Origin of the sequence: Undibacterium sp. WLHG33 (genome assembly GCF_049544815.1) — a bacterium.
Classification (GTDB): Bacteria; Pseudomonadota; Gammaproteobacteria; order Burkholderiales; family Burkholderiaceae_D; genus Undibacterium.
The window spans coordinates 685,875-698,987 of sequence record NZ_CP186697.1 but is presented as its reverse complement, the minus strand read 5'-3'; the positions used below and the strand labels follow the sequence as shown (position 1 = coordinate 698,987).

14 protein-coding genes are annotated in these 13,113 nt (G+C 52.3%); 4 read left to right on the top strand and 10 right to left on the bottom strand.

What is annotated here, in order from left to right; translation table 11 throughout:
• Window positions 1-2: 2 nt before the first annotated feature.
• The 9 genes from ACOTSW_RS03225 to ACOTSW_RS03185 all read right to left on the bottom strand — a co-directional run bounded on the left by ACOTSW_RS03225 (window position 3) and on the right by ACOTSW_RS03185 (window position 9,132).
• The gene (locus ACOTSW_RS03225; RefSeq protein WP_423680964.1) at window positions 3-1,040 is read right to left on the bottom strand and encodes an L-threonylcarbamoyladenylate synthase; all 1,038 of its coding nucleotides are present in this window, start codon (window positions 1,038-1,040) and stop codon (window positions 3-5) included.
• Window positions 1,037-2,254: a 5-(carboxyamino)imidazole ribonucleotide synthase gene (locus ACOTSW_RS03220; protein WP_423680962.1), complete on the bottom strand. Its 1,218-nt coding sequence runs from the start codon at window positions 2,252-2,254 to the stop codon at window positions 1,037-1,039. The genes ACOTSW_RS03225 and ACOTSW_RS03220 overlap by 4 nt, the downstream gene beginning before the upstream one ends.
• Window positions 2,255-2,599: 345 nt before the next feature.
• Complete coding sequence (purE, locus tag ACOTSW_RS03215; protein ID WP_186896536.1) at window positions 2,600-3,097, bottom strand: 5-(carboxyamino)imidazole ribonucleotide mutase; 498 nt, start codon at window positions 3,095-3,097, stop codon at window positions 2,600-2,602.
• A gap of 1 nt (window position 3,098) precedes the next feature.
• Window positions 3,099-3,995: a phosphoribosylaminoimidazolesuccinocarboxamide synthase gene (locus tag ACOTSW_RS03210; protein WP_423680961.1), complete on the bottom strand. Its 897-nt coding sequence runs from the start codon at window positions 3,993-3,995 to the stop codon at window positions 3,099-3,101.
• A gap of 88 nt (window positions 3,996-4,083) precedes the next feature.
• Entirely contained in the window at window positions 4,084-5,148 is a 1,065-nt protein-coding gene (fba, locus tag ACOTSW_RS03205) for a class II fructose-bisphosphate aldolase (protein ID WP_423680960.1), read from the bottom strand.
• A gap of 43 nt (window positions 5,149-5,191) precedes the next feature.
• Window positions 5,192-6,625, bottom strand: a complete 1,434-nt coding sequence (gene pyk, locus ACOTSW_RS03200) for a pyruvate kinase (protein ID WP_423680959.1) — start codon at window positions 6,623-6,625, stop codon at window positions 5,192-5,194.
• Between the two features lie 72 nt (window positions 6,626-6,697).
• Entirely contained in the window at window positions 6,698-7,891 is a 1,194-nt protein-coding gene (locus tag ACOTSW_RS03195) for a phosphoglycerate kinase (protein ID WP_423680958.1), read from the bottom strand.
• 192 nt (window positions 7,892-8,083) lie between these two features.
• Window positions 8,084-8,407: an AzlD domain-containing protein gene (locus tag ACOTSW_RS03190; protein ID WP_423680957.1), complete on the bottom strand. Its 324-nt coding sequence runs from the start codon at window positions 8,405-8,407 to the stop codon at window positions 8,084-8,086.
• Window positions 8,404-9,132 (bottom strand): AzlC family ABC transporter permease, encoded by a 729-nt coding sequence (locus ACOTSW_RS03185; RefSeq protein WP_423680955.1) that lies wholly within the window; start codon window positions 9,130-9,132, stop codon window positions 8,404-8,406. The genes ACOTSW_RS03190 and ACOTSW_RS03185 overlap by 4 nt, the downstream gene beginning before the upstream one ends.
• Window positions 9,133-9,258: 126 nt before the next feature.
• On the opposite strand from ACOTSW_RS03185, the gene ACOTSW_RS03180 reads away from it, so the two are divergent.
• Genes ACOTSW_RS03180 through ACOTSW_RS03165 form a run of 4 tightly spaced genes read left to right on the top strand, consistent with a single transcriptional unit; the run spans window position 9,259 to window position 11,502 of the window.
• On the top strand, window positions 9,259-9,459 hold the full coding sequence (locus tag ACOTSW_RS03180; protein WP_423680954.1) for a zinc-finger domain-containing protein: 201 nt from the start codon (window positions 9,259-9,261) through the stop codon (window positions 9,457-9,459).
• Window positions 9,460-9,472: 13 nt separating this feature from the next.
• Window positions 9,473-9,904, top strand: a complete 432-nt coding sequence (locus ACOTSW_RS03175; protein WP_423680953.1) for a YybH family protein — start codon at window positions 9,473-9,475, stop codon at window positions 9,902-9,904.
• Between the two features lie 19 nt (window positions 9,905-9,923).
• Window positions 9,924-10,886, top strand: coding sequence for a YheT family hydrolase (locus ACOTSW_RS03170; protein WP_423680952.1), 963 nt, complete (start codon window positions 9,924-9,926; stop codon window positions 10,884-10,886).
• Window positions 10,879-11,502 (top strand): DUF2946 family protein, encoded by a 624-nt coding sequence (locus tag ACOTSW_RS03165; RefSeq protein ID WP_423680951.1) that lies wholly within the window; start codon window positions 10,879-10,881, stop codon window positions 11,500-11,502. Before ACOTSW_RS03170 ends, ACOTSW_RS03165 begins: the two co-directional genes overlap by 8 nt.
• A 13-nt stretch (window positions 11,503-11,515) precedes the next feature.
• Here ACOTSW_RS03165 and ACOTSW_RS03160 read toward each other — a convergent pair whose 3' ends face one another.
• Window positions 11,516-13,036: a M48 family metalloprotease gene (locus ACOTSW_RS03160; protein WP_423680950.1), complete on the bottom strand. Its 1,521-nt coding sequence runs from the start codon at window positions 13,034-13,036 to the stop codon at window positions 11,516-11,518.
• Window positions 13,037-13,113 lie beyond the last annotated feature (77 nt).

The window sequence follows — 13,113 nt, the reverse complement described above, 5'->3', positions numbered from 1 at the left end:
GATCAGGCGTGCAGAATCTTTTGCAAAACATCCCGCGAATCGAATGCTGCCCGCCGTAAGCGGTCATTCACGCCCTGCCATGCCTTATCCTGCGGTACAGCTTCCACCAGAATCAGATCCGCCTGCGCATGATCGAGCTCGCGCAAGCCAGCATACAAGTCATGGGCGTAACCAGCGGCATCAGCCGGTAGCTGACGCTCAGCCAGCGCGACGATTCCCGCATGTGGTTGATAACTGAGCAAGGCGATCGTTTTTTCTCTGGCCCGCAATTGCACAGCAACGTCATCGAGCTCAGCTGCAGCCACCTGTACCACTGGCGTTTGCGGCGCGTAATGTGCATCAAGTGTGCCGGAAGCACGCGGTGCAGCGGCATCTGGGCTGGCTGGCGTGACACCGAGCACCTCCGCTAACTGAGCGCTGCTGATCTGTCCGGGGCGCAGCAATACCGGGCCATGTGTCGCCAGACGGCTAAGATCAAGGATCGTCGATTCAATCCCTACCTCACTCTGACCACCGTCAAGCACGGCAGCAATCAGGCCACCCGGTAAAATTTCCTGCGTAAATTCCTCGGTCACATGCTGCGCCAGCGTCGGGCTGACATGACCAAACTTGTTTGCCGAAGGAGCAGCAACGCCGCCTTTACCGTTTTTAAAAGCAAGTAATAATTGTTGCGCCACCGGATGCGAAGGACAGCGTATACCTACCGTATCCTGTCCACCGGAAACGGCATCGGGAATATGCTCAGCGCGCTTTAAAATCAGCGTCAGCGGTCCCGGCCAGAATGCGGCAATCAGTTGATCCGCTTCTTGCGGAATATCTTTTGCCCAATAACGGATATCGGCACCGGGAGCAACATGCACGATCACAGGATGATCCGATGGACGTCCCTTGGCCTTATAAATATCAGCGACTGCGGCAGGGTTTTCAGCATCGGCCCCGAGGCCATAGACGGTTTCAGTCGGAAATGCGACCAGACGGCCAGCCTCCAGTGCCAGTGCAGCGGCGGCAATTGCGTCCGGTGTTGATGCCACTACACTCATGCCTGCTCCGGTGCTGCCAGACCTAAAATACCGCATGCCTGATGCAGTGCCGCTTTTGCTTCGGCCATCGTCGACGCAACAAAAGTGACATGTCCCATCTTACGCCCGCGCCGTGCTTCCGCTTTGCCGTACAAATGAAGATGCGCACCCGGTATCGCCAGTATCTGATCCCAGGCAGGTTCACGTGGCGTGTCGCTGCTGCCGCTGAACCAGACGTCGCCGAGAATATTCAGCATCGCTGCGGGTGAATGCTGACGCACATCGCCCAGCGGTAACTGCGCAAGAGCACGTACCTGCTGTTCAAACTGGCTGGTATTACAGGCATCAATGGTGTAATGACCACTGTTATGCGGACGTGGTGCCATTTCGTTGACCACCAGACTGCCATCCGTCAGCACAAAAAATTCTATGCACAGCACGCCGACGTAACCAAGTTCTTCGATGATCGTCAGTGCGGCTTTTTGCGCAGCATCGGCGACTTCGGCAGATACGCTCGGACTCGGCGCCAGCGTCGTGAACAGAATGCCGTCGCGATGCACATTTTCAGCGATAGGATAAACCACGGCCTGACCATCCACGCCACGTGCGACCAGCACGGAAATTTCATAAGCCAGTGGCAGCATTTTTTCGAGCACACAGGCCTGACCACGCATGCTGACAAACGCTGCAGCCAGTTCTTCGCGGTTACGGACACGTGCCTGCCCTTTACCGTCATAACCGAGCCGTACGGTTTTTAAAATACCGGGCAATAAATCTTCTTTGGCACTATCGACATCTTCCCGGTGCGAAATACCCCAGTGCGGCGTCGGGAAAATACCGGTACGCAGACTGCAACGGGTAAAGAAACGCTTTTCTATCAGCCTGTCCTGTGCAATCGACACGCAATCGCCGGAAGGGGAAACGAAACCGCCATGCGCCAGTTCTCTCATACTGTCAGCAGGGACGTTTTCGAATTCAGTCGAAATATGTTTCGTCAGCGCCAGCAATGCCTGCAAACCGTCGGCACTATCGTAATCTGCCTGCACGTGATGTTCGGCGACTTGTGCGGCAGGGCAACCAGCTTCCGGTTCCAGCACGGCAACCTTGTAACCCATGGCCTGTGCTGCATGCGCAAACATGCGTCCCAGCTGACCACCACCCATAATGCCGAGGCAGCTTTTATCTGTATTTGGTAACAGAGCTTGCCGCGGACGTACTTGTTTGTCGATATTCATGATGTCTGATGAAAGTGACGCGATGCCCGGGCATCGCCAACGATTACGGGAATAAAGAGGAGAAGTACATATACTCCCCCCTTAAAATACAAAAAAGCTGCTAACGTCAGCAAAAACAAAGGGGGAATATAAATACTCCCCCGGAGTATATAAAACACCTGATGATCACTGACAGGAACAACCAGGTTCAGGAGACTTAAAATAACTTCAGTACCCGGCGTCAACCTGCTCAGTAAACATCCGGCACAAAATCACGCCGGAACGTCACACAAGAGCAATGATGTCTTATCACATCTCCCTCGCAGCAACGCAGGCGATGAGCAATGTCAACGCCTGACAGCATCCTCAGACCGGCAACACCATGTCGCGGGCAACCTGGGTTTGTTTAACGCGAAAATCGATCAGCTTTTGTGCTAATGCCTCATCGGTTGTCGCCAGCATCGCGACGGCTGCCAGCGCCGCATTCGCCGCACCTGCTTCGCCGATCGCAAATGTCGCGACCGGTATGCCTTTTGGCATCTGCACGATCGACAGTAACGAATCTTCGCCACGCAGGTATTTGGATGGTACAGGCACACCAAATACCGGCACGATGGTTTTTGCTGCAATCATGCCTGGCAAATGCGCCGCGCCGCCAGCGCCCGCGATGATGGCGCGGATACCACGTTCGCGCGCTGTCTCCGCATAACGGAACATTTCATCCGGCATGCGGTGTGCAGATACCACCTGCGCCTCAAACGGAATACCGAATTCCTTTAATATCGCGACGGCGTTTTGCATCACATCCCAATCGGAAGAGGAGCCCATCACGACGCCCACCACTGCTTTATTCACTTGCGTCATGTTATGCCTTCAAAGTCTCACCAGTCAGACGCTCCAGCGCTTCACGGTATTTCGCTGCAGTCTTCTGGATCACTTCTTCCGGTAATGCCGGTGCCGGTGCGGTTTTATTCCAGCTGGTAATGGTTTCCAGATAATCGCGTACAAATTGCTTATCAAACGATGGTGGCGAAATACCAGTCGCGTACGAATCTGCAGGCCAGAAACGAGAGGAATCCGCTGTCAGCACTTCGTCCATCAGATGCAGAACACCATTGTCATCCAGACCGAATTCAAACTTGGTATCGGCAATAATAATGCCGCGCGTTGCTGCATAATCTGCCGCTTCAGTGTAAAGCTGAATACTGATATCGCGGATTTTTGCCGCCAGTTCTTTACCGATCAGTTCTTCGGTTTTGGCAAAACTGATGTTCTCATCATGCTCGCCCATTTCCGCTTTCGCCGCGGGCGTAAAAATCGGCGCTGGCAGCTTGGCTGCCTGTGGCAGACCCGCCGGCAAAGTAATACCGCAAATTGCGCCGGTTTCCTGATAATCCTTCCAGCCGGAACCAATGATATAACCACGTACCACGGCTTCCACCATGATTGGTTTCAGGCGTTTAGCGACGACCGAGCGACCGCGAACCTGTTCTACTTCATCGGCAGCCACCACACTCTCAGGCGCAATACCGGTCAGATGATTCGGCACGATATGTCCCAGTTTTTTAAACCAGAAATTCGCCATCTGATTCAGAACGCGGCCTTTATCCGGAATTGGCTCATTCATGATGACATCGAATGCCGATAAACGATCACTGGTAACGATCAGCAATTTATCGTCGCCGACAGCGTAGTTATCACGAACTTTGCCACGACCTAATAATGGCAGCGAATGAAGAGTGGAATGAATTTGGGTAGTCATGATTTTTTCAGCACCTCACGGTGCAACAATTTTGATTCAGCAAAAATGCGCAGGGCGCATACTCTGCGCCCTGAGATGTGACATCAGCTTAGTTGACGATTTGCGCCAGCGCGCCTTTTTTGTATTGCTCTGCAACTTTTTCGAGAGGCATAGGCTTGATCTTCGCCGCCTGACCTTCACAACCAAAGGCCAGATAACGCGCTTTACACACGAGTTTAGCGGCTTCGCGTGCTGGTTTCAGGTAATCACGCGGATCAAATTTGCCCGGATTTTCAAACATGTAACGACGAATCGCACCTGTCATCGCCAGACGAATGTCGGTATCGATATTAATTTTGCGCACGCCGTTCTGGATGCCGATAACGATTTCTTCCACTGGCACGCCATAGGTCTCTTTCATGTCGCCGCCAAACTGACGGATTTCTTCGAGCAATTCTTGTGGTACGGAAGACGAACCGTGCATCACCAGATGAGTGTTAGGAATGCGGGCGTGGATTTCTTTGATGCGGTCTATCGCCAGAATATCGCCGGTTGGCTTGCGCGAGAATTTATACGCGCCGTGTGATGTACCAATCGCAATCGCGAGTGCATCACATTGAGTTTGTTTCACGAAATCAGCGGCCTGCTGTACGTCTGTCAGCAATTGTTCACGCGTCATTTTGCCATCAGCACCATGACCATCTTCCTTGTCGCCCATCATGGTTTCGAGTGAACCGAGCACGCCGAGTTCTGCTTCGACAGTCACACCGATAGAGTGAGAAAATTTCACCACTTCGCGCGACACTTCCACGTTGTATTCGTAGCTGGCAACTGACTTACCATCTTCCATCAGCGAGCCATCCATCATCACAGAAGTGAAGCCGGATTTAATTGCCGCCATACACACAGCTGGCGATTGTCCGTGATCCTGATGCATGACCACAGGAATATGCGGATACGCTTCAACCGCAGCTTCGATCAGGTGGCGCAGGAATGCTTCACCGGCATACTTACGGGCACCGGCAGAAGCTTGCATGATCACCGGCGCACCGACTTCATTGGCGGCTTCCATAATCGCGGTGACTTGTTCCAGATTATTGACGTTGAACGCAGGCAAACCGTAGCCGTTTTCGGCGGCGTGGTCCAGCAATTGACGCATGGATACGAGAGGCATAATTAACTCCAGAAGTACTATTAAAAAATTTAACCTGACAAACTCAGTTGTCGCCGACTTTCACTATTTTCATTGCGTTCGTGCCACCAACCTGTCCCATAGGTTCGCCCCAAGTCACGACGATCTTATCGCCCTGACTGACAAAACCTTTTTTCAGTAAGACCGCTTCCGCTGCTTTCAGCACGACATCGCGATCAGTCGAGTACGGCGAATTGAACGTGCTGACATTACGATACAGCGCGACTTTGCGCTGAGTGGCCACACTCGGTGTCAGCGCAAACAAGGGTACGTTAATGCTGTGACGGCTCATCCACAAAGCTGTCGAACCCGACTCCGTCAGCGCAACAATCGCTTTCACTCCAAGATGATGCGCGGTAAATAATGCGCCATATGCAATCGACTGATCGATACGGGTAAACGCCAGATTCATAAAATCAGAATCGAGCTTAGATTCCTGAAATTTCTCGGCATCGAGACAAATGGCCGACATGGCTTCCACCGTCTCGACCGGATATTTACCTGAAGCCGTTTCGGCCGATGCCATCACGGCATCCGTACCGTCCAGTACCGCATTAGCGACGTCGGACACTTCTGCACGCGTCGGTACCGCATTCACGATCATGGATTCCATCATCTGGGTCGCGGTAATCGCCAGCTTATTTGACGCGCGCGCCATCTTGATCATGCGTTTTTGCAGCGCAGGCACAGCGGCATTACCGACTTCGACCGCCAGATCACCGCGCGCGACCATGATGCCATCGGATGCATCGAGAATTTCCTGCAACAACGGGATCGCCTCTGAACGCTCAATCTTGGCGATCATCATCGGCTTATGATTATAGGCTTCGCCAGCGATGTTCGATAAATGCCGCGCCATTTCCATATCTGTCGCATTTTTAGGAAAGGAAACGGCGACGTAATCGGCTTGAAAGGACATCGCTGTCTTGATGTCTTCCATGTCTTTCACCGTCAGCGCAGGTGCAGTCAGACCGCCGCCCTGACGATTGATTCCTTTGTTGTTCGACAGCTCACCACCAATCTTCACGATGGTATGAATCTCGTTACCAGCAATCCGTTCCACCTGCAGCACGATCAGGCCGTCGTTGAGCAGCAAAATATCACCCGCGCGGACGTCGCGCGGCAAGGCTTTGTAGTCCAGGCCGACACGCTCCTGATTGCCAAGGCTGCAGTCGGCATCCAGTATGAACCGGTCGCCTTCGGCAAGCTCAATACGCGTGTTTTCAAACTTGCCGATACGGATTTTAGGCCCCTGCAGATCAGCCATGATCGCAACTTCACAGCCACATTCAGCCGCAGCCTGACGCACCATCGCAGCCCGGTCAATATGATCCTGCGCCTTACCATGAGAAAAATTCAGGCGCACAACATTCACGCCTGCCTTGATCATGCGTCTGAGAGTCGCCACATCATTAGACGCGGGGCCTATCGTAGCGACTATCTTGGTTGCACGCAGCATCTGGTCTCCTGAACTCTATTTTTTATAAGATGAAGCTTAAATGACGATCAACGTCAACAGCAAAGACATTACTTATTTCGCGGCACGTTGCAGCAGTATTTCAACCGCTGGTAAAGTCTTGCCTTCCAAAAACTCAAGGAACGCACCACCACCGGTAGAAATATAACCAACGTGATCTGCTATGTCGTATTTTGCAATGGCTGCCAGTGTATCTCCACCGCCGGCAATCGAGAACCCGGCTGAATCCGCAATGGCCTGCGCTAATACCTTAGTACCGTTGCCGAACTGATCGAATTCAAATACGCCGACCGGGCCGTTCCAGACGATGGTTCCGGACTTTTTAATCTGCTCAGCCAGCAAGGCTGCAGTCGCAGGGCCGATATCCAGAATCATGTCATCATCGGCGACATCAGCAACGGCTTTTACCGTCGCCGCTGCGGTCGGTGAGAATTCTTTTGCACACACTACATCGGTAGGAATAGGAACGGAAGCGCCACGTTTCGCCATCATATCGATGATGGCTTTGGCTTCTTCGACCAGATCAGCTTCCGCCAGAGATTTACCGATTTTCAGACCAGAAGCCAGCATAAAAGTATTTGCAATACCGCCGCCGACGATCAGGTTATCAACTTTATCTGCGAGCGATTTGAGGATAGTCAGCTTACTCGATACTTTGGAGCCTGCCACGATCGCAACAAGCGGGCGTGCCGGATGACCCAGCGCTTTACCCAACGCATCTAACTCTGCTGACAACAAAGGACCAGCACAGGCAATCGGCGCAAATTTTGCAATGCCATGCGTTGTTGCTTCGGCGCGGTGAGCAGTACCGAATGCATCGTTCACATAGACATCGCACAACGCTGCCATTTTCTGCGCCAGCGCATCGTCATTTTTCTTTTCGCCTTTATTGACGCGGCAGTTTTCCAGTAATACCACCTGGCCAGGAGCAACCTCAACCCCGTCTAACCAGTTTTGCTTCAGCGTCACAGGCACGCCCAGCAGTTCCGACAAGCGCACGGCAACGGGTGCCAGTGTGTCTTCCGGTTTGAATTCACCTTCGGTCGGGCGCCCGAGATGGGATGTCACCATGACAGCTGCACCGGCTTTCAACGCCTGTTCTATGGCAGGCACAGAAGCGCGGATACGCGTATCTTCAGTGATATGCCCGTTATCGTCTTGTGGCACATTAAGATCGGCACGGATAAAAACACGTTTGCCTTGAAGCTGATTAGCGGCGATCAGATCGCTGAGTCGGTTGAATTGCATCGTAGTCTATGGGGGCAAAGTTAAAAAGCAGTCTGCCGGCCAGCGCAGCCAACGGCGAGAAATGTAGTCCTTCACTGTTGACCATCCGTATTGTTGCTGACGCGGAATAAACCGCTATTTTACCAAAGCCCCAGCGCCTGCCACAGCGTTTTCAGGGTGAATTGCATGCATACCAGTGATGTATGCACAAATTCAGAGATAAAGCCGTGCCAGCGTGAATACCAGCATGCCAAAAATAATGGTTTGCAGCATATCTTTGCGGATCAGAAAGAAGGCTGTGGCGAACACTCCGGCGATCAGACGCGGATTATGCCAGCCGACGTCCACCTGCGCCTCGGTCAGTAGCAAATCCGGCACGATGATCGCCGCCAGCGCACAGGCAGGTGCGTAGCGCAGGGCTTCCTGTACGCGCTTGGGTAATTGAACTCGGTTTCCTGCCAGCCAGAAACTGCTTCTGGCGATAAAGGTTGCCAGAAACAATAAGAAAATAACCAGCCAGATATCAAGGGCGCTCATTGCTTGCCTTCTCCATTTTGTCGGTCACGACGTGATTCACTCCATTCTTCGACCAACATTGCTATTCCCATGCCAATCACCACTGCGAGTAAAAGCCCCAGCTTGTATGGCATACCAAATGCGAGTATTGCCACGACACCGGCCACCAGCACCCCTGCCGCTGCGGCGCGGTTCATCGTCAGCGGCAGCATGATGCAGAGTATCGCCAGTGTGCCCGCGAAGCCCAGTCCCCAGCTTGCCGGTACCTGACTGCCGAGCAGAACGCCGATCACCGAACCAAGCTGCCACGCAGTCCAGTTGGGAAAAATAAGTCCCTTCAGATAAGCAAGCTTTCCTTTTGCATCGGCAAATTCAGGAAAACGCTGTATGAACAAAGTAACGGAAAAATCACCGGATAAATACCCTAGCCAGGCGCGGGTACGCCACGGCAGATGTGAGAAATGCGGGGCTAATATCGCGGAAAAAATCACAAAGCGCAGATTGACGACCAGGGCTGTCAGGAAAATAACCCATAGCGGCGCGTGTGCCGCTATCAGTGGCAAAGACGACAGCTGTGCCGAACCAGCGAAGACAATCAGCGTCATTCCCAGAGCCTGCGGCACGGTCAGTCCCGCCTTAATCATCGCGACACCGACCACCAGCCCCCATGCACCGACACCGAACCAGGTGGGCGCGCCCACTTTCAGCGCTGCCCTGGTAGCGGCTTGATCAGATTCAAATGACATGAGATTTTTTGCAATAGAAAAGTCCGCGATTTTACCGTTGAATCAAAAAGCACGCTGATCAGGCGACAGTAAGCTACCGGAATCCGTTAAAATTCTTATCTGCCGTTTTAACTTTATGGAATCATCATGACCACATCTACCACCGCGAATAACGTTGTCGAGCTGCAAGCCAAAGATTTGCCAGCCTACTGCCCGAATCCTGCTATGCCGCTCTGGTCTTCGCATCCCCGTGTTTTCCTGGACTTATCCCACGGCGGCTCGGCTACCTGCTCCTACTGCGGCACCCAATATAAGTTAGCGCCGGGTACCGTCGTCAAAGGACATTGATTGACTCACGTCTATGCCAGCCAAAAAGCAATTTAACGGCACCCCGGAGGAAGCAGAAGCGGCATTTTATGCTGCCCTCGCCCGCGCCGACCTCGATGCACTGATGGCGCTATGGGCTGACGACGAAGAAATCGTCTGCATCCATCCCGGTGCGCCGCGCCTGATAGGACATGCTGCAATACGTGCTTCTTTCGAAGCTATTTTTGAACGAGGCAGTGTGCAGCTTCATACCACGCAACTGCATGCTACGCATAACGTGATGACCGCTGTGCACAGCGTGATTGAGAAAACAGACAAGACCAGTGACAACATGCCGGACATCCATATTCTGGCGACCAATGTCTATCTTAAAACTCCGCACGGCTGGCGCATCACTATGCATCATGCGTCGGTTGCTGCAGGCAAAGCACCACTGGATTTATTTAAAGCCAGTGTTCTGCATTGAAACTGATTGACCTATTGCGATGAAATATCTGGCTCCTGCCTGGCTACCCGGTGGTCATTTGCAAACAATTTATCCCGCCACATGCATCCGCAAGCCAGCGGTGAGCTTCCGCCGGGAACGCTGGCAAACACCAGACCAGGATTTCATCGACGTTGATTTTGTTGATGGAAAACCGGGACAAGCTTTCGTTGTATTGTTTCACGGACTCGAAGGATCGAGCGACAGCCACTATGCCCGCGCATTGATGGCGGCTATTCAGGCACGCGGCTGGTCAGGAGCAATTCCGCATTTCCGCGGCTGTTCAGGTGAGCTGAATCAGGCGCCACGCTTTTACCATTCTGGCGATGCTGAAGAGCTTGACTGGATCATTCGCCGCCTGCATGCACAACATTCGGCAACCAATGGAGCAGCGCAGTTTTTTGCTGCCGGCGTATCGCTGGGCGGTAATGCCTTATTGCGCTGGATCGGCGAATCGCAGCAACAGGCAGCAATCGTAGATGCTGCCTGTGCCGTTTCTGCACCATTAGATCTGGCACAAGGCGGCGCTTCATTATCAAGCGGCATCAACATGCTGTACACCCGTATGTTTTTAAAAACATTGAAGCCGAAATGTATGCTCAAGCTGGAGCAATTTCCGGGATTGTTTGATCGAAATCGCTTACTTGAAGCAAAAAATTTATACGAATTTGATAATGTCGTTACCGCCCCTTTACATGGTTATCTGGATACTGACGATTATTGGTATCGCGCCAGTGCAAAACACGTGCTGAACGACATTACGATTCCCACGCTGGTGCTGAACGCAAAAAATGATCCTTTTCTTCCCGGACGGTACCTGCCGCTGACTGCAGCAAAATGTGTGCAGCTCGACTATCCTGAGCATGGTGGCCACGTAGGCTTCGTGAGCGGAAATATCCCCGGTCAGCTTGACTGGCTGCCACAGAAAATCCTTCACTTTTTTGACCAGGCAACACATGGATGACATCGTCAAAGCAGCCATCGCAAAATGGCCTAATGTTCCGGCTTGTTATGGCTGGCTGGCACTCGATGCACGCGGTAACTGGCGTATGCGTGACGCACGCTGCCAGGCACTCAATCTGCAGGGCGACATCATCCGCCACCCCAGCTTGTTAAATTTTATTAACCGTAATTATCAGCACGATGACAAAGGTCAGTGGTATTTCCAGAATGGCCCGCAGAAAGTGTATGTAGATCTGGCAGCAACCCCGTATATTGCCCGTACATCCGCGACCGGCTTCACGCTGCACACGGGAGATACGCTGCCGCTGCCAGATGCTGCATTTTTTAATTCAGAAGGAAATCTGATCCTCCGGTCGAATACGATACTGGCGCAATTAGACGACCGTGACCTCGCAGAGGTGAGCGGTTATTTGTATGAAAACAAGCGGCTGCTGAATGATGACGAGTTCATGGAATGGCTGGAGCAGACAAACCAGAGCAATAGCAACCCACAACTTATGTGGCATTATCAAGGAAAAAGCGACTACGCGATTCCTGTCGCAAAGAATGAACTCGCAGACTTAATGCTGACGCTGGGTTTCAAATCCTATCCTGCAGCTGACCATCCATCTGCATGATCGCTTTACGCACCTATTTGCGCTTGCGTTCTTCAGCCAACTCTTCTTTGTGCTGCTCTTTCCATTCCCGTTCGCGCGCATCAATCACTGATAATTCGTAGTATTGCGCATCCTTCTCATTTCTGGCGATATCAAGTTGCTGTATCGCTGCCGACCAACTGCCCTGAATCGCATAGGCTTCGGCCAGAGCGATATGTTGCAGGGCTTGTTTTCCCTGAGCGGCGTATACTTTGGCCAGCAAATTCTGAAGTTTCGCATCCTGCCGGTACATCACCAGCTGATCCCTCAGGTAGGTTCCGGCGGTCTCATATTTCTTGGCAGATAACAATGCCTCAACATATTGGTACACCAGCCCACGCGACAACGGTAACTGCTGTATTGCCTTTTCTGCAGTCGCTGCCGCCTGTTCAAACTGTTTGCTTCCCAACAGAATATCGATCTCCAGACTGGGGAACATGCTGCCGGTATTTAATGTATTTTTGTTCGCGTGCGATTTTTCCAGCCGGGTCCGCGCTTGTTCCAGTAAAACTCTGGCCTTCACAAAATCCATCTGTTTAAAAGCAGCAAATGCAAGTCCGTAAGCACCAGCAATTTTGTCCTCTTCTTTCTCAGATCTGATTTGCGTATCGAAAAATACTTTGGCATCCATCAGACCTTGTATGGTCGGATCCTGCAGCACACGTATGCGTGCCTTGGTCAGATAGAACTCCAGACTGTCGGCGCGCTGTCGGTAGCGCTGATCGAGCATTCTCGCCTGTATATCGGCGATACGCTCGCTGGTTAAAGGATGGCTGCGCAAATAGGCCGGGGCATTATCGGTGTAGTTACGCATCGAAGCTTGTAAGCGGCCAAAAAAACTGACCATGCCTGCCGTATCAAAACCACTGTCATTTAAAATCTGAAAACCAACCCGGTCTGCCTCACGCTCTGCTTCACGACTGAAATTGAGTTGACGCTGTATTGCCAGCCCCTGCCCCCCCATGGCTACAGCCATCGCCGCATCAGGACTGGTGCGCGCAGCAAGCACGGCCAGCGCCAGAGCGGCCAGCGGAATAAAAGAGTCAAATTTCTGACTCGTGAGCATGCGGGCGATGTGGCGTTGTGCGACATGTCCGATTTCATGCCCCATAACTGATGCCAGTTCGGACTCCGATTGCGCGGCCAAAATCAAGCCGGAGTGAAAGCCGATAAAACCACCCGGAAATGCAAATGCATTTAACACCGGATCACGTACCGCGAAAAACTCAAAATCATAGGTCGTCTCCCCCCTCGCATCAGGACGCGCTTCCAGCATCTTATTGCCTAACCGGTTCAGATAATCAGAAACAGGCCCATCTTCCATGAAATCCGGATCACGCCGGACACTGTTCATGATTTGTTCACCTAATTTGCGCTCCATGAGTGGCGATAATTCCTCACGGGAAGTGTCACCCAAAGTAGGTAAATTTTGCGCCTCTGCTGCTGGTGATGCGAACGGAACCGGCGATAATGCAACGAAAGCCAGCAAGCCGTAAGAGAACAGCTTTTTCTTCATGAGGTTCTTTTTTGATTCTGCGGTGCTATCATGACCCGCTGATGGAAACACTCCGAATATCTTCAACTTTTCACCCT

Excerpts from the sequence above, each read along its gene's own strand:
- ACOTSW_RS03225 (WP_423680964.1), bottom strand. The coding sequence starts at position 1,040 with ATGAGTGTAGTGGCATCAACACCGGACGCAATTGCCGCCGCTGCACTG.
- ACOTSW_RS03220 (WP_423680962.1), bottom strand. The coding sequence starts at position 2,254 with ATGAATATCGACAAACAAGTACGTCCGCGGCAAGCTCTGTTACCAAAT.
- purE (WP_186896536.1), bottom strand. The coding sequence starts at position 3,097 with ATGACGCAAGTGAATAAAGCAGTGGTGGGCGTCGTGATGGGCTCCTCT.
- ACOTSW_RS03210 (WP_423680961.1), bottom strand. The coding sequence starts at position 3,995 with ATGACTACCCAAATTCATTCCACTCTTCATTCGCTGCCATTATTAGGT.
- fba (WP_423680960.1), bottom strand. The coding sequence starts at position 5,148 with ATGCCTCTCGTATCCATGCGTCAATTGCTGGACCACGCCGCCGAAAAC.
- pyk (WP_423680959.1), bottom strand. The coding sequence starts at position 6,625 with ATGCTGCGTGCAACCAAGATAGTCGCTACGATAGGCCCCGCGTCTAAT.
- ACOTSW_RS03195 (WP_423680958.1), bottom strand. The coding sequence starts at position 7,891 with ATGCAATTCAACCGACTCAGCGATCTGATCGCCGCTAATCAGCTTCAA.
- ACOTSW_RS03190 (WP_423680957.1), bottom strand. The coding sequence starts at position 8,407 with ATGAGCGCCCTTGATATCTGGCTGGTTATTTTCTTATTGTTTCTGGCA.
- ACOTSW_RS03185 (WP_423680955.1), bottom strand. The coding sequence starts at position 9,132 with ATGTCATTTGAATCTGATCAAGCCGCTACCAGGGCAGCGCTGAAAGTG.
- ACOTSW_RS03180 (WP_423680954.1), top strand. The coding sequence starts at position 9,259 with ATGACCACATCTACCACCGCGAATAACGTTGTCGAGCTGCAAGCCAAA.
- ACOTSW_RS03175 (WP_423680953.1), top strand. The coding sequence starts at position 9,473 with ATGCCAGCCAAAAAGCAATTTAACGGCACCCCGGAGGAAGCAGAAGCG.
- ACOTSW_RS03170 (WP_423680952.1), top strand. The coding sequence starts at position 9,924 with ATGAAATATCTGGCTCCTGCCTGGCTACCCGGTGGTCATTTGCAAACA.
- ACOTSW_RS03165 (WP_423680951.1), top strand. The coding sequence starts at position 10,879 with ATGGATGACATCGTCAAAGCAGCCATCGCAAAATGGCCTAATGTTCCG.
- ACOTSW_RS03160 (WP_423680950.1), bottom strand. The coding sequence starts at position 13,036 with ATGAAGAAAAAGCTGTTCTCTTACGGCTTGCTGGCTTTCGTTGCATTA.